This is a genomic window from Sphingomonas sp. ID0503 (genome assembly GCF_048565625.1).
In the GTDB taxonomy this organism is placed as follows: Bacteria; Pseudomonadota; Alphaproteobacteria; order Sphingomonadales; family Sphingomonadaceae; genus JBLZUR01.
The window spans coordinates 3,199,879-3,219,688 of the sequence record NZ_JBLZUR010000002.1 but is presented as its reverse complement, the minus strand read 5'-3'; the positions used below and the strand labels follow the sequence as shown (position 1 = coordinate 3,219,688).

The window sequence follows — 19,810 nt, the reverse complement described above, 5'->3', positions numbered from 1 at the left end:
CGTGCGGCTGACGCAATCCGAGGTGGACGCAATCAAGGCGGCGGTGGCTGAAGCTTTTGGCGCGGATGCCGTCGTGCGCCTGTTCGGCAGCCGGGTACATGACCATCTGCGTGGCGGCGACATCGACCTCCATCTCGAACTTCGAAACGGCCGCCCGGACGCTTGGGGCGAAGCCCGTTTTGTCGATCGCCTTTTTCGGATGATTGATGAACGGCAGATCGACCTTGTCTACCGCGCTCCTGATGCGCCGATGCGGCCGATCGATCGGGTTGCGTATGCCGAGGGCATCGTGCTGTGACCGCCTTCGCCATACAGCTCGGACAGACGCTGGACGCGCTGGTCCAGGTCGGCGCACGGTTGCGGTCGTCGTTGGAAGAGGATGCCGCACTCTTCCCGATGAGCGAAGGAAGCCTTGCCGGAGCGGGCAGTGCCGATCTCAAGGCGTTGGACGCTTTCCTGCAACGCTTTCAGCAAACCGCCGATCAGATTCTACGCAAGCTGCTCCCGCGACTGGTCGCGGCGGCGGACGAGACGTCCGTAGCCTTCGTCTTCCGAGAGCTTCTTGAACGTTTGGACCGTCTGGGAGCCATCGACGGCACCGACACCTGGACCGCCCTACAGCAGCTCCGCAACCGTCTGACCCACGAGTATGTCATGGGCCTCGCCGAGCGGGCGCAGGACCTGAACACCGCATGGGCGATGGCCCCGCTCCTGCTCGACCAGATCGAGCGGGCAGCTGCCTTTGCCGATAAGCACAACCTTCGCACCCGGGAAAAGCCATGACCCAGACCTTCCTTTCCCCCGAGCATGAGCGCCTCGCCAGCGAGGGCATGTATCGTCCCGAGTTCGAGGGCGATGCCTGTGGCGTGGGCTTGGTGGCGGCGACCGATGGGAAGCCGTCGCGGCGCGTCGTATCGGCGGCGATCGATGCGCTGAAGGCGGTGTGGCATCGCGGCGCGGTCGATGCCGACGGCAAGACCGGTGATGGCGCCGGTATCCACGTCGACCTGCCGATCGAGTTCTTCAACGAGGCGATCGAGCTGTCGGGCCATGTCCCCGGTGCCGGGCGGCTGGCGGTGGGCATGATCTTCATGCCGCGAACCGACCTCGGCGCGCAGGAGATGTGCCGGATGATCGTCGAGAGCGAGATCATCGATTTCGGCTACACCATCTACGGCTGGCGGCAGGTGCCGGTGGACGTGTCGGTCATCGGCGACAAGGCGATGATGACCCGGCCGGAAATCGAGCAGATCATGATCCAGGGCCCCTCGCCGGACGAGATGTCTGCCGCCGAGTTCGAGAAGAACCTCTACCTGATCCGCCGCCGCATCGAGCGGAAGGTGATCGAGGCGCAGATCCAGGGCTTCTACGCCTGTTCGCTCAGCTGCCGCTCGATCATCTACAAGGGCCTGTTCCTGGCGGAGAGCCTGTCCGAGTTCTTCCCCGACCTGCTGGACGAGCGGTTCGTCAGCCGGGTTGCGATCTTCCACCAGCGTTATTCAACCAACACCTTCCCGCAATGGTGGCTGGCCCAGCCGTTCCGCGCGCTCGCCCATAACGGCGAGATCAACACGATCCGCGGCAACAAGAACTGGATGAAGAGCCACGAGATCAAGATGGCGGCGCTCGCCTTTGGCGAGCATTCCGACGAGATCAAGCCGCTGATCCCGGCGGGCGCGTCCGATACCGCCGCGCTTGACGCCGTGTTCGAGGCGATCGTGCGGTCCGGCCGCGACGCGCCGACAGCCAAGATCATGCTGGTGCCGGAGGCCTGGCAGGAGAGTCCGGACCTGCCGCAGGCGCATCGCGACATGTATTCCTATCTCGCCTCGGTCATGGAGCCCTGGGACGGGCCGGCGGCTTTGGCGATGACCGACGGCCGCTGGGCGGTGGCGGGGCTCGACCGCAACGCACTCCGTCCGTTGCGCACCACACTGACCGCCGACCATCTGCTGATCGTCGGATCGGAGACGGGCATGGTCGTGGTGCCAGAGGCGCAGGTGGTCGCCAAGGGCCGCCTCGGGCCGGGGCAGATGATCGCTGTCGATCTGGACGAGGGCGTATTCTTCATAGACTCCCAGATCAAGGACCAGATCGCGAGCGAGCGGCCCTATGGCGAGTGGGTCAAGGATTTCCGCACCCTGGCCGACCTCGCCACGCCGAAGGGCGACCATGTCACCCGCTACGACCGGGCCGAGTTGCTGCGCCGTCAGGTCGCGGCAGGGCAGACGCTGGAGGACATGGAGCTGATCCTCGCGCCGATGGTCGAGGACGCCAAGGAAGCGATCGGATCGATGGGCGACGACACGCCGCTCGCCGTCATCTCCGACCGGCCGCGGACGATCAGCCATTTCTTCCGCCAGAACTTCAGCCAGGTGACCAACCCGCCGATCGACTCATTGCGCGAGACCCGCGTGATGAGCCTCAAGACCCGGTTCGGGAACCTCGCCAACATCCTCGACACCGACAGCGCGCAGTCGGACGTGCTGATCCTCGATTCGCCGGTGCTGACCGGGCGCGACTGGGCGACGCTGAAGGCGCATTTCGGGCCGAGCGCGGCGGAGATCGACTGCACCTATGCGATGGACGGCGGCGACCATGCGCTGCGCAACGCCATCGCCGAGGTCCGCCGCAAGGCCGAGCAGGCGGTGCGCGAGGGCAAGACCGAGCTGTTCCTGACGGACGAGAATGTCGGGCCGGGGCGTGTCGCCATCCAGATGATCCTGGCGGCGGCGGCGGTGCACACGCATCTCGTCCGCGCCGGGCTTCGCTCCTATGCGTCGGTCAACGTGCGGTCGGCGGAGTGCCTCGACACGCATTATTACGCGGTGCTGATCGGCGTGGGTGCGACGACGGTGAACGCGTACCTGGCGGAGGCGGCGATCGCCGATCGGCATGGGCGCGGGCTGTTCGGCGACCTCGCGCTTGAGGACTGCCTGAAGCGGCATCGCAAGGCGATCGACGACGGTCTCCTCAAGATCATGTCCAAGATGGGGATCGCGGTGATCTCCTCCTATCGCGGTGGGTATAATTTCGAGGCGGTGGGCCTCAGCCGTGCGATCGTGAACGACATGTTCCCGGGCATGCCGTGCAAGATCTCGGGAGAGGGCTATGCCTCGCTGCAGTTGAACGCGAGCGACCGGCATGAGGCGGCGTTCGACGAGGGCGTGATCGCGCTGCCGGTCGGCGGCTTTTACCGTCAGCGGAACGGCGGGGAGGCGCATGCCTATTCGGCGCAGCTGATGCACCTGCTGCAAACCTCGGTCGCGACCGACAGCTATTCGACCTATCTGCAGTTTTCGCGCGGGGTGAAGGACCTGCCGCCGGTCTATCTGCGCGACCTGCTGGAGTTCAACTGGGCGAAGGAGCCGGCGCCGATCGACGCGGTCGAAGCGATCACCGAGATTCGCAAGCGCTTCGTGACGCCGGGCATGAGCCTGGGCGCGCTGAGCCCGGAGGCGCATGAGACACTGGCGATCGCGATGAACCGGATCGGCGCGAAGGCGGTTTCGGGCGAGGGCGGCGAGGACAAGATCCGCTACAAGCCCTATGCGAACGGCGACAACGCGAACTCGACCATCAAGCAGATCGCGTCCGGCCGCTTCGGCGTGACGGCGGAATATCTGAACGCCGCCGAGGAGCTGGAGATCAAGGTCGCGCAGGGTGCGAAGCCCGGCGAGGGCGGGCAGCTGCCCGGCTTCAAGGTGACCGAGATGATCGCGCGGCTGCGTCACTCGACGCCCGGCGTAATGCTGATCAGCCCGCCGCCGCATCACGACATCTACTCGATCGAGGATCTGGCGCAGCTGATCTACGACCTGAAGCAGATCAACCCGCGCGCGCGGGTCTGCGTGAAGCTGGTCAGCTCGGCCGGCATCGGTACGGTCGCGGCGGGCGTCGCCAAGGCCCATGCCGACGTCATCCTCGTCGCCGGCCATGTCGGCGGGACGGGCGCCAGCCCACAGACTTCGGTGAAGTACGCGGGCACGCCCTGGGAGATGGGGCTGACCGAGGCGAACCAGGTGCTGACGCTGAACGGCCTGCGTAACAAGGTGAAGCTGCGCACGGACGGCGGCCTGAAGACCGGGCGCGACATCGTCATCGCCGCGATCCTGGGCGCGGAAGAGTACGGGATCGGCACGCTGAGCCTGGTGGCGATGGGCTGCATCATGGTGCGGCAGTGCCATTCGAACACCTGCCCGGTGGGCGTCTGCACGCAGGACGAGGCGCTGCGCCAGAAGTTCACCGGATCGCCGGAGAAGGTCATCAACTTGATGACCTTCATCGCGGAGGAGGTGCGCGAGATCCTCGCCAAGCTGGGCGCGAAGAGCCTGGACGAGGTGATCGGGCGGACCGAGCTGCTGCGGCAGGTGAGCCGTGGTGCCGAGCATCTCGACGATCTCGACCTCAACCCGATCCTCGCCAAGGTCGACGCGCCGGACCATGCCCGCCGCCTCGCCCCGGGCATGTTCCGGAACGAGGTGCCCGACAGCCTCGACGCGCAGATGATCAAGGACGCGGCCGCCGTGTTCGAGCGGGGCGAGAAGATGCAGCTGACCTATTCGGTCCGGAACACGCATCGCGCGGTGGGCACGCGGCTGTCTTCGGAGATCACGCGCAAGTTCGGCATGTCGGAACTGGCGGACGGGCATGTCACCGTGCGGCTGCGTGGGAGCGCCGGCCAGTCGCTGGGCGCGTTCCTGTGCAAGGGCATTACACTGCAGGTGTTCGGCGATTCGAACGACTATGTCGGCAAGGGCCTGTCCGGCGGGATCATCACGGTGCGGCCGATGGTCTCCTCCCCGCTTGAGACCAAGGCGAACACCATCGTCGGCAACACCGTCCTCTACGGGGCGACCAGCGGCAAGCTGTTCGCGGCGGGGCAGGCGGGCGAGCGGTTCGCGGTGCGCAACTCGGGCGCGACGGTGGTGGTCGAAGGCTGCGGCGCGAACGGTTGCGAATACATGACCGGCGGCACGGCGGTGATCCTGGGTAAGGTCGGCGACAATTTCGGCGCGGGCATGACCGGTGGCATGGCCTTTGTGCTGGACGAGGACGGCAGCTTCGAACGGAACGCCAATCCGGGCACGATCATGTGGTGCCGCCTGTCATCCGCCTATTGGGAGATGCGCGCCAAGGCGCTGATCGCCGAACATGCCGAGGCGACCGACAGCAAATGGGCGCACAGCGTGCTGGACGACTGGGACCGCTGGCGCGGTCGGATTTGGCAGGTCTGTCCGATCGAGATGGTCGGGCGGCTGGACTATCCGCTGTCGGATGCCGGTGCCGAGGAAGAGGTGGTGGCGGCGGAGTAATCCGCGCCACTACTCGCCGATCGGCGATAATCGCCGTTGCGGGAGTAACTACGAGCGCTAACAGTCACCCGCATGTGGCAGCTCTATCAATTCCCGCTCTGTCCCTTTTCGCGCAAGGTCCGGCTCGTGCTGGGCGAGAAAGGGGAGCCGTATCAGCTGCTGCGGGAATCGCCCTGGGAGCGGCGCGACGAGTTTCTCGACATGAACCCGGCGGGGCAGACGCCGGTGATGGCGGAGGATGAGGGCGGGCTGATCCTGATCGGGTCGCAGCCGATCATCGAGTATCTGGAAGAAACGATCGACCGCGTGCCGATGATCGGCGGCACCGCGCCGAACCGCGCGGAGATCCGCCGCCTCACCATGTGGTTCGACGAGAAGCTGTATGGCGAGGTGGTGCGCCCGCTGATGTACGAGCGGATGGAGAAGCGGCTGGTCCACCGCGCGTCACCCGATGCGGGTGCGCTGCGCGATGCGATGCGGCAGGCGAACACCCATCTCGACTATCTCGACTATCTACTCGATCACCGCCGGTGGATGGCGGGGCCGCTGCTCAGCCTCGCCGATCTGACGGCGGCGGCGCATTTGTCGGTGGCGGATTACCTCGGCGGCATCGACTGGCGTGGGCATGACCAGACGCGGCAATGGTATGCGGGGCTGAAGTCGCGGCCAAGCTTTCGCCCACTTCTGTCCGAGCGGATGGAGGTGATCGGGCCGCCTTCGCATTACGATAAGCCGGATTTCTGATGCACCCTCTCGACCGTTCGCGCTGAGCCTGTCGGAGCGCCAGTGAGAGGGTCGGTGCTGGCCCTTCGACAAGCTCAGGGCGAACGGTGGTAGGACGCTAGGTGAGGGTTCTTACCCGGTTCTCGATTCGGCCCTCTTCCACGCTGATTTCGTTGAACGACGGGCGGCTGGAGCGCAGGCGTTCGGACAAGGTGCCCGCGCCGATTAGGCGGATCGGCCCGGCGGCGGTTTCCCACATCCGATCGAATGGATCGTGGATATGGCCCGTAAGCACCGCCTTCGCGCCCGCCGCCGCCAATGCGGCGAGCGCCGCCTTACCCCCGCGCGTATGCTGCGGCTCCGCCATGTCGGGGATGTCGGCAAGGGGATGATGGCAGGCGACGATCGGTGCGCAGTTCTTCGGCGCAGCGGCGATGCGCTCCATTGCGGCGGCAAGCGAAGCGGGGCGGACCACCCCGAGCGACTGGTTCACGCGCCATTGAAAGCGGCTGACGGTCTTCAGCGGGACGATCGCCGCCGCGCTTAGGGTGAGCGGCTGTTCGATCCGACCTTCGAACTTGGCGAACCGCCGATAGGGGCGGAAGAGGCGGCGCAGCGGATCGTTGTAATAGGGCAGATCGTGATTGCCCGGCTCCAGAGAGAGCGGAACATCCAGACGCTCCAGATAGGCGATCGCGGCGGCGAACTCCGGCTTGGTCGCACGGAAGGTGAAGTCGCCGGTGATGACGACGGCATCGGGCCGCTCATTCCGTACAAGGCCTGCGAACCAGTCGAGCGCCGCCGGGTCCTCCCGACCGAAGTGGAGATCGGAGACGTGGAACAAGCGGGCGGTCGGCATAGCAACACAAAGCAGCGGCGGCACCGGGGTTCCGCCGGCCGCAACCAACCAGCTGTCCTCCTTTCCGATCTGGAGGAACAAGGTCGAGGCGATGGCGGCGAAGTAGCGGCTCTCCGGTTCAGAAGCGGCGGCGCTGTTCGAGCGCGATGCCGGCGAGGTTCTTGGAGCGCGGAACCCGTCGGAGCCGGACCTTTGGGATGTTCTCGACGATCGAACGATATCGCTCCTGGTGGGCTTTCAGCGTGTCGGATCGGCAGAGGGCGCCATTCGCCTGATCCACGACCAATGCGGAGTCGCCGACGAACTCCACGTCCTCGGCCCCCATTGCCACCGCGATATGTGCCGCGTGGATGAGCGCGAGCCACTCCGCATCGCTGTTGGTGCCCGTACCCGCAGCGGGCTGAACGTGGGTCACCCCGCGCACGACGACGGCGGTTTCGATCGCGCCGGGGTTCGGGCGGCAACCGCCGTCGAAGAAGAGACGGAGCCTGCTTATCGTGCTGCCTTCTCGTCTGGTGCCGCGACGGTTGCGATGGCGGCAGGTTCCGACCTCATCGATACCGCGATCTTCTCCGCCGCCGTCATCACACGGAGGATGTTCTCGCCCGCCAGCTTGGCGATGTCGGCATCGCTCCAGCCACGCCGCATCAGCTCGGCAAGGAGAGCCGGGTAGGTAGCGACCGAGTCCAACCCTTCGGGCAGCTCGTTGCCGACGCCGTCGAAGTCGGAGCCGAGGCCGACGTGATCGACGCCCGCGACCTTCGCAATGTGATCGATATGGTCGGCGACCTCACCGAGGGTGGCCCTGGGCTGCGGATGCGCCTTCTCCCAGGCAGCCATGGCAGCCTTGCGCGCATCCGGCCGCCCGACGAGAAGCCGGGTCTGGCGCGCCTCCTCGGCAGCGCGATCGACGATCCAGGCGCGGACCGCGGCCGACACATAGCCTTCGGCATAGTTGACCATCACAATGCCGCCGTTTGCGGGCAGGCGCCTCAGGATCGCGTCGGAGACGTTGCGTGGATGGTCGTTGATCGCCGCCGTGCTGGAATGCGAGAAGATGACCGGCGCTTTCGAGACGCGGATCGCATCATCCATCGTTCCCTCGCTGACATGGCTGAGATCGACCAACATGCCGAGGCGGTTGAGTTCGCGGACGACCGCTTCACCGAACGGGGTCAGCCCGCCGTGTTTAGGATCGTCGGTTGCCGAATCGGCCCAGGCGATCGTCGCGAAGTGGGTGAGGGTCAGGTAGCCGGCGCCGAGATCGTGATAGGCGCGGAGCACCGACAGGCTCTCGTCGATCTGCCCGCCACCCTCGACGCCGATCAGGGATGCGATTCGCCCGGCCTTGTGGATGCGGCGGACGTCGGCGGCGGTGCGGGCGAGTTCGAAGGCGTCCGGATAGCGCGCGGCGATCTGCTTCACGAGGTCGATCTGTTCGAGCGTTTCCTTGACCTGTTCCAGGCCGGGCTTGTCGGCCGAGACGTAGACCGACCAGAACTGCCCGCCGACTCTGCCGGCGCGTAGGCGGGCGATGTCGGTGTTGTAGGGGATCGGCCGGGCGGCGAGACCCTGCCGCAGGTCGAGGGTCCAGCGGCCCTCCCCTTCCCGCTCGCGCAGGACCTCCGGCCAGTCATTGTGCCCGTCGATGAGCGGTGTGCGTGCGAGGATGCGGTCGATCCGCGCGGCGTAGTCGGATGCGGGCGCGGCGGCGATGAGGAACGGGGCAAGGGCGAGGATCAGGCGGCGCATGACGCCTTGTTCCATGCGCACCGCCCCAGGTCTACTGCGCGCGGCGAAGCATCCAGCTGAGCGTTAGTCCCTCCGATGGGACCTTGGCCATGACCACCAACTGCAGCGTCGGTTTCGGCGTGCCGGTGCCGTCCACCCACAGGCTGTCCTCCACCACCAGATCGCCACCGCGGCAGCGGAACTGCCAGAGCGGGCCGCCGGAGGGACGGAGGAGCGCGCCGAGGCCATCGGCGGTGGACGTGACCTCGATGCCGGGCGCGAGGTGGAAGCGGACCGAGGCGGTGGTTTCGGCCGGGCGCTTCTTCGCCGCAGGGCGGAGGATGTCGTCGCCTCGCAACTCGCGTCCGTCGGCGCGAAGGGCGAGCTGGCGTTCGTGGATGAAGCCGAAGCGTTTGGCATAGCCCTGATGCGTGGCGTCGAGGCGGGTGCCCTCATCGGTCACCTGCCGGTCGATCTCCACCTCCGACACGCCGCGGCCGAGCGATCCGTCGGCGTGGATCGCGGTCGAGTTGCTGTCGGCGAGGACGAGGGTGGAGTGGGCAGCGGTGGACCGGAGGCCCTGCCCGAGTTCCGGCCCGAAGGCGTCGGTGCGGCCGCAATTGATGATGAGGCGGGTGGGGCCGTCCGACATCTCAAAGGCGAGGGTGGAGGCGCAGCCGCCCGACGCGATCGCGACGGTGGGGGGCGGCGCGGCGTCCACGATGACGACGGCATCGCCGGAGACGAGGCGCTGATAGCCCCATTCCTGCGGCTGGAGGAGCGGGGCTGCGGCCGCCCCCTCCCGCTCGGCGGCGGCGAGTGCGGGCGCGGAGACGATCGGGCGGCTGCCCTGCCAGGTGGAGAGCCGACCGTCGCCCAGGGTGATGCCGGCGAGCGCCGCCGCCGCCCGGTTCAGCAGGGGATCAATCGGGCGGGTATCCTGCGCGACGGAGCGGTAGGCGGCGCGCAGCATGGCGAGCGTTTCGACCAGCGCCACCTGATCGGCGGGCGTGCGGCTGACCAGACCGCCGTCGCCGTGCATCGACAGTTCGACGGCGCGGGCGAAGGCGGTCTCCGCGCGATCGAGCACGGTGTCGCTGCCGGAGAGGAGGAGGCCAGCGACGACGAGGCCCGCCGCCGCCTGGACGCGCGGCAGGCCGACCGGCGTCTTGACCGCCGTCGTTTCCAGATGCCGCGCTGTGCGGTGCATGGTGTTGAGGAGGTTGCGGCGGAAGGCCGGATCGGTCGCGAGCAGCGGGGCGTAGGCGGCCCAGAACAGCATGCGGCGACCACATACGTCGGGTCGCCATGCAGGATCGCTGATCGCGCGGGCGTGGATGAGGAGCCAGCGGCCGAGGATGAACTGCGCGATCGGCAGCGCGTCCTGACGATGTCCGGCAGCGTCGAGATCGCGAAGCCAGGCGAAGCTGTGGATGTGTTCGGCAAGCGCGGGAGAGACCGAGAGCTTGGCGAAGTCGAGCGTACCGAGGTCGACCTCCTCCCGCACCAGCTCGACGCGGCCTTCGAGAATGGCGAAGCCGGCCTGCTTGTCGCCCCTGACCGGATCCTCGGGCACGGCGAGCAGCTGCAGCGGCGGGCGGCCGCGAAGGCGGAGGTGATGGAGAGGGGTCTTCCAGATCATCCGGTCGAGCCCGTGGGCGAGGCGTTGCGACAAGGACAGACCGGCCGACATGTCCGGCCGGATCAGGCGGAGGCGCTCCTCGCCAGTCTGATCATCCCCCGCCATGTGCGCGCGTCAGTTCCCGCGCAGTCGGGCGATGTTGTCCGCATAGACGGTGGGGCCGCCCTTGAACGTGGCGGTGCCGGCGACGAGGACGTTCGCGCCGGCGGAGATGGCGAGCGGGGCGGTGGTCGCGTCGATGCCGCCGTCTACCTCCAGGTCGATGGGCTTGCCGAGCTTGTCGATCGACTTGCGGATCGCCTCGATCTTGCGGAGCTGGCTGGAGATGAAGCTCTGTCCGCCGAAGCCGGGATTGACGCTCATCACCAGGACGAGGTCGAGATCCTCCAGCAGATAGTCGAGCATCTTGGCCGGGGTAGCGGGGTTGAGCGAGATGCCTGCCTTCTTGCCGAGCGCCTTGATGCGCTGGATCGTGCGGTGGACATGGGGCCCCGCCTCCGGATGGACGGTGATGATGTCGGCGCCGGCCTCGGCGAAGGCGTCGAGGAAGCTGTCCACCGGCGAGATCATCAGGTGGACGTCGAAGGTCTTGGCGGTGTGCGGACGGAGCGCCTTCACGACGTTCGGGCCGATGGTGATGTTCGGCACGAAATGGCCGTCCATGACATCGACATGGATCCAGTCAGCCCCGGCCGCGTTGATGGCGCGCACCTCCTCCCCCAGCTTCGCGAAGTCGGCGGAGAGGATCGAGGGGGAGATGAGGACGGACATATCCGTCCTTATGCGCCAAGCGGGTGGGCGATCAACGGCGGCGGCGGAACCTTGCGATGAAAAAGCCGTCCGCTCCGCCGGCCTGTGCGAGGGTGCCGGGTAGGATGCGGATGGCACCGCCGGGCAAGGGGGTGATGCCGGTGGGGAGTTCGCCGTCGGCGGGCGGCTCGATCGTGAAGTCGTCGCGTGTCGCGAGGAAGCCGTCGAGGATGGCCTCCCCCTCATCCGGCTCCAGCGAGCAGACGGCGTAGACGAGCAGGCCGCCCGGGCTGACCCAATCGGCGGCGCGGGCGATGAGCTTCGCCTGGAGCTGTGCCGCCTCCTCGATCTGCCGCGGGCCGGCGCGGTAGAGCACCTCGGGATGGCGGCGGAAGATGCCGGTGGCGGAGCAGGGCGCGTCGATCAGGACGGCGTCGGCGGGTGCAGGCGGTTGCCATTCCATGACATCGGCGGTGACGAGATCGGCGGAGAGGTTGGTGCGCACGAGGTTCTCGGAAAGTCGTCTTAGGCGACTTTCTACGAGATCGACGGCGGTGACGCGCCAGCCATTGGCGGCAAGCTGCATCGTCTTGCCGCCGGGGGCGGCGCAGAGATCGAGTGCCACCCTCCCCTTTCCTGCGCCGATCAGGCGGGCGGGGATCGAGGCGGCGATGTCCTGTACCCACCAGCCGCCTTCGGCATAACCGTGGAGTTCGGCGATCGGGGTCGTGCCGGGCAGGCGGACATGGCCGGGTGCCAGCGACTCGCCTTCGGGCGCGGGTGCGTCCGGGGTCTTGAGAGTCAGGTCGAGCGGCGGTTCGGCAAGCAGAGCGCGCGCCGCATCGACCACGGCCTCACCCCAGTTGGTGGACCAGCGCGTCGCTACTTCGGCGGGGAGGCTGGGTGGGTTGGGCAGCGTGTCGTTGGCGCGGGTGACGGTCGAGAAGACGCCGTGGACCAGCCGTCGCGGGCCGCCGTCGACCAGCGGCAGGACGGTGGCAATTGCGGCGTGGCCGGGCGTGCCGAGGCCGAGGGCCTGGTAGAGCGCGATCCGGAGGACCATGCGCGCCTTGGCATCCTCCGCCAGCGGGCGGGCAGTGGCTGCGTCGATCAGCGCGTCGAGATCGGTCAGGTGGCGGAGGACGCCGGAAGCGAGATTGCGGGCGAGCGCACGGTCGGAGCGTTCCAGCGCCTCGGTCGCGCGGGGCAGCGCCGCCTCTAAGGGGAGGCCCTGGCGAAGGACGGCGTCGAGGAGGCGGAGCGCGGCGCCGCGCGCAGGCACCCCGGACGGCAAGGCAGATGGCGTGCGGCGGTGGGGTCGCTTGGGCTTGTTCGTCGGCATGGGCGGCCTATGTGGTCGGGAACGCGTGTCGCCGCAATCCGAGGAACAGCCATGACCGACCGCAAGCCCGGCGAACGCCCGCAAGGCCTCGTGCCGCCGAAGCTGCCGCCCAGCCCGCCCGTGCCTCAGCCCGGCGAGACGGACTGGAAGCCAGAGGACGACGAAGGACGGTTGGACCCGGTGCGCTATGGCGATTGGGAGCGGAAGGGCATCGCGGTCGACTTCTGACGGCAACGGACCGCCGCCCTGTTCGTAGAATGGCGGTGCGCCTCGTCCTCCGCTTGATCGCCGTCCTGCTTGTTCTTGCGGGGATCGGCGCGGGGTTGCTGATCCTTTCGAGTGAGCGCCCGCAGGATGTGCCCTGGACCAAGCTCGATCTCGGTACGCCGGTGGGTGTGTTCACCGGGCGCAAGATCGTGGCGCTGGGGCGTGAAGGCCCCTCCTGTCATGCTGCTCTCGATCGTGCCGGCGTCACCTACAATGCGTTGCCGCCGAGGACTTCGGGGCAGTGCGGCTACCAAGATGCCGTTAGGTTCGAGCGCGATGGTGCGCGCAACATCCGCTTCGATCCGACCGATCTGGGCGTCTCCTGCCCTGTCGCGGCGGGATTGTCGGCCTGGGAATGGAATGTCGTCCAGCCGGCGGCGCTCAAGATCTACGGACAGCAGGTCGCCCGCATCGACCATTTCGGCAGCTATTCCTGCCGCCGCATGTACGGGCGCGGCGAGGGCGCATGGTCCGAACATGCGACCGCCAATGCGATCGATGTCGCGGGATTCCGGCTGGAGGATGGTCGGCGCGTGACGGTGGTGAACGGCTGGAACGGTGAGGATGCGAAGGGCCGCGCCTTCCTCCGTCAGGTGCGTGACGGTGCTTGCGATCTGTTTGCGACGGTGCTGTCGCCCGAATACAACGCCGCGCATCGCGATCACCTGCACCTTGATCAGGCGGCGCGGGGTGCTGCCGGGTGGCGCGCCTGCCGCTAAGCGTTTAAGCGCACGTGATGCTCAAATACGCACTCGTGATGGCCGGCGGCGCGATCGGCGCCGGTTTTCGCTATCAGATCAGCGCCGTCGCCCTGCGCAACATGGGGACGAACTTTCCCTGGGGGACGTTCATCGTCAACCTGCTGGGCGGGTTCCTGATGGGAATCCTGGCGGGAACGCTGGCGAAGACGCCGGGCCATGGCGAGTATCTGCGCCTGTTCCTGGGCGTCGGCGTGCTGGGTGGGTTCACGACCTTTTCGGCGTTCAGCCTTGAGACGTTCAACATGATCAACCGGGGCGATCACGTCATGGCGGCGGCCTATGCGGTGTCTTCGGTGACGGGCGCGGTCATCCTGCTGATCGCGGGCGCGGAGCTGATGCGCGTCTATGGCTGAGGAGGGCATCCGCAACTTCACCGTCGCGCCCGACGATGACGGGATTCGGCTAGACCGCTGGTTCAAGCGGCATCTGCCAGAGGCGAGCTTCAACATCGTGTCGCGCTGGGCGCGGACGGGGCAGTTGCGCGTGGACGGCAAGCGGGCGACGCCGGGCGATCGGATCGAGTCCGGGCAGCAGATCCGCGTACCGCGGGCGGAGCCGGTCGCGGCCTCTGCCCCGAGCGCACCAAAGCCGCGGCGGGAGATCAGCGCCGAGGAGGCGGCGTTCGCGCAGGAACTGGTGATCCATATCGATCCCCAAGCCATCGTCATCAACAAGCCGCCGGGCCTGGCAACGCAGGGTGGGACGAAGACGACCGAGCATGTCGATGGGCTGCTCGACGCGTTGCAGTACGAGGCGGAGAGCCGGCCGAAGCTGGTCCACCGGCTGGACAAGGATACGTCCGGCGCGCTGCTGATCGCACGGTCGGCGCGATCGGCGGCCTTCTTCGCCAAGGCATTTTCCAGCCGCAGCGCGCGCAAGCTCTATTGGGCGCTGGTGATCGGCGTACCGTCCATCGAGGACGGTATGGTCGAACTGCCGATCGCCAAGCAGCCGGGCACCGGGGGCGAAAAGATGTTCGTCGACGAGAAGGAGGGGTCGCCGGCACGCACCCGCTATCGCGTGGTCGAGCGCGCGGGAAACGCCGCCTGCTGGGTCGCGCTGGAACCGTATACCGGACGGACCCACCAGCTGCGCGTCCACATGGCGGCGATCGGCCATCCGATCGTCGGCGACGGCAAGTATGGCGGCAAGGACGCGTTTCTGTCGGGCGGGATCAGCCGCAAGATGCACCTCCATGCGCGGCGCATCCGCGTGGACCATCCCGATGGCGGGCGGATCGACGTGATGGCCGACCCACCCTCCCACTTCTCCGAAAGCATCGCGCATCTCGGCTTCTCGCCGATCATGGGCGACGTCGAGATTGACGAGGTGAAGTTCCGCGACACGCCGGAGGGCAAGAAGCGCGCCGAGGGTCAGGCCGCCAAGGCACGGCGCAAAGAGCGCAAGGGTGAGCGACGGGGACGCGGGCGGGCGTGAACCGGCTGGCGGTATTCGACTGCGACGGGACGCTGGTGGATAGCCAGGCGCATATCTGCAGCGCGATGGAGGCCTGCTTTGCCAGCGCGGGTCTGGCCGCGCCGAGCCGCCAGGCGACGCGGCGGGTGGTGGGGCTGAGCCTCGTCGAGGTGATGCAGGTGCTCCACCCCGACGGGACCGGCGATCATCATGTCGAGCTGGCAGAGGGCTATAAGCGCGCATTCCAGACGCTGAGGGCCGAAGGGATGGTGCACGAGCCGCTGTTCGACGGCGTCGGTGCGCTGGTCGAGGCGCTGGATGACGGCGGCTGGCTGCTCGGCATCGCCACGGGCAAGTCGGACCGGGGGCTGAACCTCTGCCTTGCGCAACATGGCCTGCTGCCCCGGTTCGTGACGCTGCAGACTGCCGACCGGCATCCTTCGAAGCCTCATCCCGCGATGCTGCACTCCGCAATGGCGGAAGCGGGAGCGGAACCGGAGACGACCGTGATGATCGGTGACACCAGCTACGATATGGAAATGGCGCGCAACGCCGGTGTGCGGGCGATCGGCGTGGCGTGGGGTTATCATGATGCGGAGGAGCTGATCGCGTCGGGCGCTGAGGCAGTGGCGCGCGATGCCGAGGAGCTGGCGGCTTTGCTGAAGGTATTCGCATGACACCGTCCGACCGGCTGGCGCGCCGTCGCTTTGCGCTGTTGTCGCTCCTGAAGCTTGCGGGCTTGGTGATGATGGCGCTGGGTGCCTTGCTGGGCTGGGGCGACATCCTGAGGCCGGGCGGTGTGCCGGGGGTCGGCATACCGATCCTGCTGGCCGGGACGGTGCTGGCGACGCTGATCCCCCGCAGCCTGGCCCATCGCTGGCGGACGGAGCGGCCATGAAGCGGTTCTATAAGAGCGTCGAGGTGGTCGATCGGGCGATCCACCTGGACGGTCGCCCGGTGCGAACGCCCAAGCGCGCGTTGTTGGCACTCCCGACGGACGCGCTGGCCGAGGCCGTGGCGGCAGAATGGCGGGCGCAGGGGGACGAGATCGTGCCCGGGACGATGCCGTTCACCGGCCTTTCCAATGCGGCGATCGACATCGTTACGCCCGATGCCCCGGACTTCGTCCGCCCGCTGGCTGCCTATGCCGAGACCGACCTGACCTGTTACCGGGCAGAGGGACCCGCGAGCTTGGTCACGCGGCAAGCCGAGCTCTGGGATCCGCCGCTCGCATGGGCGCGAGCGCGATATGACGTGACGTTCGAGGTGGTCACCGGCATCTCGCACCGGCCGCAGCCGTTCGCGACGGTCGAGCGGCTGGCCGCAGCACTGGCGGCGCGTGAGGCGTTTGAGCTCGCCGGCCTTTACCACCTCATCACCCTAGGCGGGTCGCTTGTGATCGCGCTGATGCTGCACGAAGGCGCGATCGATGCGGATGCCGCCTGGACGGCGGTGCAGGCGGACGAGGACTGGCAGGCCGAGAAATGGGGCGTGGACGACCTCGCCGCCAAAGCGCAGGCGGCACGCCGGGCCGACTTTATGGCCGCAGCACGCTTCCTGGAACTGATCCGCTAGACGACGTTCGTTCGGACGAGATCGTGCATGTGGATGATGCCGCTCGGCCGGCCATCGTCCACGACGAAGGCGACGGTGATCTTCGCATCCGACATAAAGGCGAGCGCATCGCCGACGCGCGTGCCCCCGGCGAGGCATTTCGGATCGGCGTGCATGATCTCGGCGGCGGTCTGATCAAGGAAGCTGGGCGACATGCCTCGGCGGATGTCGCCATCGGTGATGACGCCGACCAGCAGGCCCGCATCGTCCACCACGCCTGCGGTGCCGAAGCGGCCGCTGGTCATGGTCAGAATAACGTCCGACATGGGCGTATGCTGCTGGACGAGCGGGATGCTGGCGCCGGTGGCCATGAGATCCTCGACCGTCGAGAGCATCGCGCCGAGCTTGCCGCCCGGGTGCCGATCATGAAAGTCGGCGGCGTCGAAGCCACGCTGTTCGGAGACGGCGATCGCCAGGACGTCGCCCACGGCCAGCTGGATGAGCGTCGAGGAGGACGGCGCCAGACCGTGCTGGCAGATCTCCCGCACCCGCGGCAGGACCAGGGGAACGGTGGCGTGCCGGGCCAAGGTGCTCTCGGCGGTGCTGGTCACCGCGATTACCGGGACGCCCGTCCTCTGCGCATAGTTGACGATGTCGAACAGCTCGGTCGTCTCGCCTGACCAGGAGAAGGCGAGGATCACGTCGCTCTCGGCGACCATGCCAAGATCGCCATGGCTTGCCTCCGTCGCGTGGACGAAGGAGGCGGTGGTCCCGGTGGACGCAAAGGTGGCGGCGACCTTGCGGCCGATATGGCCGCTCTTGCCCACGCCAGTGACGATCAGGCGGCTCCGGCACTTCAGGATCAGCTCGATCGCGGCGATGACGCTCTCTCGCAAGGCGCCGGAACTCATCATCGCCTGGAGCATCCGCATCGCGGAAAGCTGGGTGTCGATGGAGCCGTCGATCAGGGCGGCGATCTCCGATCGCAGATCGGTACGCGGCACGGCCGCAAAGTCTCGCGCGATCAACACCGACCCCTTTGGTTTTCTTGTTCGGACCACGGACACCTGCGACGATCGCCGAAGTTAGTCAATGATATCAGGCTTTGGCGATCCGGTCATGCGCCACCAGCCTGTCGAGCAGAGCGGGCATATCGGCCAGCGGCACCATGTTCGGGCCGTCCGACGGCGCGCGGTCCGGGTCCTCATGGGTCTCCATGAAGACGGCGGCGACACCGACTGCGATGGCCGCGCGGGCGAGCACGGGAACGAACTCCCGCTTGCCGCCCGAGGTGGTGCCGCGACCGCCCGGCTCCTGCACCGAATGGGTGGCGTCGAAGACGATGGGGGCGCCGGTCTGCGCCATGATCGGCAAGGCGCGCATGTCGGAGACGAGCGTGTTGTAGCCGAAGCTCACCCCCCGCTCGGTCAGGAGCACGTCGGGGTTGCCCGCGCCAGTCACCTTGGCGGCGACATTCGCCATGTCATGGGGTGCCAGAAACTGACCTTTCTTCACATTGACCACCCGCCCGGTCCTTGCGGCGGCAATGAGGAGGTCGGTCTGGCGGCAGAGGAATGCCGGGATCTGCAGGATGTCGACGACCTCGGCCGCCGCCGCACATTGCGCGGCATCGTGGACATCGGTGATGACGGGAACGGCGAAACGCGCCTTGATCTCCGCGAAGATCGGCAGGGCCGCCTCCAGCCCGATGCCGCGCGGGCTGTCGGCAGAAGAGCGGTTCGCCTTGTCGAAGGAGCTCTTGTAGACGAGCGGGATGCCGCGCTCTCCGGCGATGCGGACCAGCGCCTCGGCGGTCTGGAGCGCATGCTCGCGGCTCTCCATCGCGCAGGGGCCGGCGATCAGCACGAAGGGCAGATGATTGCCGAACGCGACATTGCCGACGGTGACGGTGCTGTTAGCTTTCATTCGGGCGGACATTCCATTCGAGGATGCGCAAACCCTCCGCGCGGGCATCCAGAAGGCAGTAAGCACCGGTCGCGACCTTGGCGGCACGCCCGGCCGGACGGCCCTCCACGATCTTGCGGACGAATCGGAGGATGCCGTTCGACGTGCAGGCGAAAACGGGGGCTGGCAGGGTCGCGGCGCGATCGAGGAAGCGGCGCACGCGCGTGTCGACGGCCTGCTCGCTTTCGCCGAAGCAGGCCTGCCATCCGAGGCGGCTCTCCCAGTCCGTCAGCGCCTCCATGCCGAAGCGCGCCGCCACCGCATCGGTCGTCAGCCCCTCCCAGGCGCCATAGTCCAGTTCGGTCAGATCGGCGTCGATCTCCACCGGCTGACCAACGGTCGCCGCCACCGCCTCGGCCGAGGCGCGCGTTCGCTGAAGCGGGCCGCTGATGATGGTCGCCGGCGCGAAGCCGCGGCGGAGCAGTTCCGCTGCCAGACGCTTCGCCTGCGCATGCCCCTCAGTCGTCAGCGGCAGGTCACTCGCCGCGCCGACCCAGACGGCAGTCGAACCCTGTTCGAATGTGTTGCCGTGGCGGGCGAGGATGATCATGCGGCGACCCGGCCGCTGCCGTCATAGGCGGTCAGCAGTTCGCCCTCGGCATCGATCAGCGCTTCGCAGCGGGCAAGATCCTCGGGCGTGTCCACGCCCCAATGGGTGCGCCCGCGATAGTCGACGGTGACCACCTGGATCGGAATGCCGTTCTCAAGCGCCCGGAGTTGCTCCAGCTGTTCCGCCTGCTCCAGCGGGCCGGGCGGCAGCGACACCAGGCGACGCAAAACGTCGGGGCGGTAGCCGTACAGGCCGATGTGACGGTGGAGCGCCACGGGCGCGCCGCCCGGCCGCACGAACGGGATGATCGATTTGGAGAAGTAGAGCGCCCTCCCCTCCCGATCGAAGACCACGGTCGTTCCGCCGACTTCGCCGCGCGCCTTTGCGGCCCGCAGCGCTTCAGCCGCAGGGGCTGACATGACGGTCGCGGGCGTCACCATATCGATACCGGACCGGCCGGCTTCGATCATCGCGGAGATGACCCAGGGCGGCGTGAGGACGGCGTCGCCCTGAAGGTTGACGATGAAGGAGAGGGCTTCATCGTCCAGAGCCGCGAGGACGGCCGCCGCTCGCTCGGTGCCATTCGCGACCGAGTCAGAGGTCATGATCGCCTCGGCCCCAAAGGCGACGGCGTGCGCGGCGATCCGCGCGTCGTCCGTCGCGACAAGGATGCGGGCTTCGGGCGCGCCAGCGCGGACCAGCGCCCAGACACGTTGAAGCATCGAGGTTCCCCGGACTTGGGCAAGCGGCTTTCCGGGGAAGCGTGAGGAGCCGTAGCGTGCAGGGATAACAACAAGGTTCACGACGGCCTCATAGCATCCGTTAACCGCCCGCTCGCGCCGCGGCAAGGCGCCATTCCTTGCTTGTCGCCCCCGCCTGCTCCACCTAATGATATCGGCAATGCGGGATCCTGGGGGACGGGAGTTCGCATTTGC

Annotated in this window: 21 protein-coding genes; 11 read left to right on the top strand and 10 right to left on the bottom strand. The window is 67.6% G+C overall.

Translation table 11 applies throughout. The features are described from left to right. The first annotated feature begins 1 nt into the window (after position 1). The 4 genes from ACM608_RS16795 to ACM608_RS16780 all read left to right on the top strand — a co-directional run bounded on the left by ACM608_RS16795 (position 2) and on the right by ACM608_RS16780 (position 6,059). On the top strand, positions 2-298 hold the full coding sequence (locus ACM608_RS16795) for a hypothetical protein (protein WP_419684762.1): 297 nt from the start codon (positions 2-4) through the stop codon (positions 296-298). Then, positions 295-783 carry a hypothetical protein gene (locus ACM608_RS16790; protein ID WP_419684761.1) on the top strand — a complete coding sequence of 163 codons (489 nt, stop codon included), beginning with the start codon at positions 295-297 and terminating at the stop codon, positions 781-783. Before ACM608_RS16795 ends, ACM608_RS16790 begins: the two co-directional genes overlap by 4 nt. Then, positions 780-5,315, top strand: a complete 4,536-nt coding sequence (gene gltB, locus ACM608_RS16785; RefSeq protein ID WP_419684760.1) for a glutamate synthase large subunit — start codon at positions 780-782, stop codon at positions 5,313-5,315. Before ACM608_RS16790 ends, gltB begins: the two co-directional genes overlap by 4 nt. A 72-nt stretch (positions 5,316-5,387) precedes the next feature. After that, on the top strand, positions 5,388-6,059 hold the full coding sequence (locus ACM608_RS16780) for a glutathione S-transferase family protein (RefSeq protein WP_419684759.1): 672 nt from the start codon (positions 5,388-5,390) through the stop codon (positions 6,057-6,059). A 97-nt stretch (positions 6,060-6,156) separates the two neighbouring features. On the opposite strand, the gene ACM608_RS16775 is transcribed toward ACM608_RS16780, so the two are convergent. The 6 genes from ACM608_RS16775 to ACM608_RS16750 all read right to left on the bottom strand — a co-directional run bounded on the left by ACM608_RS16775 (position 6,157) and on the right by ACM608_RS16750 (position 12,362). Further along, the gene (locus tag ACM608_RS16775; RefSeq protein WP_419684758.1) at positions 6,157-6,978 is read right to left on the bottom strand and encodes a metallophosphoesterase family protein; all 822 of its coding nucleotides are present in this window, start codon (positions 6,976-6,978) and stop codon (positions 6,157-6,159) included. A 37-nt stretch (positions 6,979-7,015) separates the two neighbouring features. Further along, complete coding sequence (locus ACM608_RS16770) at positions 7,016-7,321, bottom strand: reverse transcriptase-like protein (protein ID WP_419684756.1); 306 nt, start codon at positions 7,319-7,321, stop codon at positions 7,016-7,018. Positions 7,322-7,389: 68 nt separating this feature from the next. After that, a complete protein-coding gene (locus ACM608_RS16765) occupies positions 7,390-8,649 on the bottom strand; it encodes a dipeptidase (RefSeq protein WP_419685265.1) in 1,260 nt (419 codons plus the stop codon). A 31-nt stretch (positions 8,650-8,680) separates the two neighbouring features. After that, entirely contained in the window at positions 8,681-10,375 is a 1,695-nt protein-coding gene (locus tag ACM608_RS16760) for a heparinase II/III family protein (RefSeq protein WP_419684754.1), read from the bottom strand. 9 nt (positions 10,376-10,384) lie between these two features. Continuing rightward, entirely contained in the window at positions 10,385-11,041 is a 657-nt protein-coding gene (gene rpe, locus ACM608_RS16755) for a ribulose-phosphate 3-epimerase (protein WP_419684752.1), read from the bottom strand. 31 nt (positions 11,042-11,072) lie between these two features. Beyond that, the gene (locus ACM608_RS16750; RefSeq protein ID WP_419684750.1) at positions 11,073-12,362 is read right to left on the bottom strand and encodes an RsmB/NOP family class I SAM-dependent RNA methyltransferase; all 1,290 of its coding nucleotides are present in this window, start codon (positions 12,360-12,362) and stop codon (positions 11,073-11,075) included. 51 nt (positions 12,363-12,413) lie between these two features. Between ACM608_RS16750 and ACM608_RS16745 the strand changes: the two genes are divergently transcribed. The 7 genes from ACM608_RS16745 to ACM608_RS16715 are packed head-to-tail and all read left to right on the top strand — an operon-like array spanning position 12,414 to position 16,381. Next, entirely contained in the window at positions 12,414-12,590 is a 177-nt protein-coding gene (locus ACM608_RS16745) for a DUF1674 domain-containing protein (RefSeq protein WP_419684748.1), read from the top strand. A gap of 29 nt (positions 12,591-12,619) precedes the next feature. Beyond that, positions 12,620-13,348 carry an extensin family protein gene (locus ACM608_RS16740; protein ID WP_419684746.1) on the top strand — a complete coding sequence of 243 codons (729 nt, stop codon included), beginning with the start codon at positions 12,620-12,622 and terminating at the stop codon, positions 13,346-13,348. Positions 13,349-13,365: 17 nt separating this feature from the next. Then, positions 13,366-13,743 carry a fluoride efflux transporter CrcB gene (gene crcB / locus ACM608_RS16735; RefSeq protein WP_419684744.1) on the top strand — a complete coding sequence of 126 codons (378 nt, stop codon included), beginning with the start codon at positions 13,366-13,368 and terminating at the stop codon, positions 13,741-13,743. After that, positions 13,736-14,827 (top strand): RluA family pseudouridine synthase, encoded by a 1,092-nt coding sequence (locus ACM608_RS16730; RefSeq protein ID WP_419684742.1) that lies wholly within the window; start codon positions 13,736-13,738, stop codon positions 14,825-14,827. Before crcB ends, ACM608_RS16730 begins: the two co-directional genes overlap by 8 nt. Next, positions 14,824-15,483, top strand: a complete 660-nt coding sequence (locus tag ACM608_RS16725; protein WP_419684740.1) for an HAD-IA family hydrolase — start codon at positions 14,824-14,826, stop codon at positions 15,481-15,483. The genes ACM608_RS16730 and ACM608_RS16725 overlap by 4 nt, the downstream gene beginning before the upstream one ends. Then, a complete protein-coding gene (locus ACM608_RS16720) occupies positions 15,480-15,704 on the top strand; it encodes a hypothetical protein (protein WP_419684739.1) in 225 nt (74 codons plus the stop codon). Before ACM608_RS16725 ends, ACM608_RS16720 begins: the two co-directional genes overlap by 4 nt. After that, positions 15,701-16,381 carry an ATP12 family chaperone protein gene (locus ACM608_RS16715; RefSeq protein WP_419684737.1) on the top strand — a complete coding sequence of 227 codons (681 nt, stop codon included), beginning with the start codon at positions 15,701-15,703 and terminating at the stop codon, positions 16,379-16,381. Before ACM608_RS16720 ends, ACM608_RS16715 begins: the two co-directional genes overlap by 4 nt. On the opposite strand, the gene ACM608_RS16710 is transcribed toward ACM608_RS16715, so the two are convergent. The 4 genes from ACM608_RS16710 to kdsB form a co-directional block, all read right to left on the bottom strand. Then, positions 16,378-17,388: a KpsF/GutQ family sugar-phosphate isomerase gene (locus ACM608_RS16710; RefSeq protein ID WP_419684736.1), complete on the bottom strand. Its 1,011-nt coding sequence runs from the start codon at positions 17,386-17,388 to the stop codon at positions 16,378-16,380. The two genes, ACM608_RS16715 and ACM608_RS16710, sit on opposite strands and share 4 nt — an antisense overlap. A 70-nt stretch (positions 17,389-17,458) precedes the next feature. Beyond that, positions 17,459-18,286 (bottom strand): 3-deoxy-8-phosphooctulonate synthase, encoded by an 828-nt coding sequence (kdsA, locus tag ACM608_RS16705; RefSeq protein ID WP_419684735.1) that lies wholly within the window; start codon positions 18,284-18,286, stop codon positions 17,459-17,461. Then, positions 18,276-18,875, bottom strand: coding sequence for a histidine phosphatase family protein (locus tag ACM608_RS16700; RefSeq protein WP_419684734.1), 600 nt, complete (start codon positions 18,873-18,875; stop codon positions 18,276-18,278). The genes kdsA and ACM608_RS16700 overlap by 11 nt, the downstream gene beginning before the upstream one ends. Beyond that, complete coding sequence (gene kdsB, locus ACM608_RS16695; RefSeq protein ID WP_419684732.1) at positions 18,872-19,678, bottom strand: 3-deoxy-manno-octulosonate cytidylyltransferase; 807 nt, start codon at positions 19,676-19,678, stop codon at positions 18,872-18,874. Before kdsB ends, ACM608_RS16700 begins: the two co-directional genes overlap by 4 nt. Between the last annotated feature and the right edge of the window lie 132 nt (positions 19,679-19,810).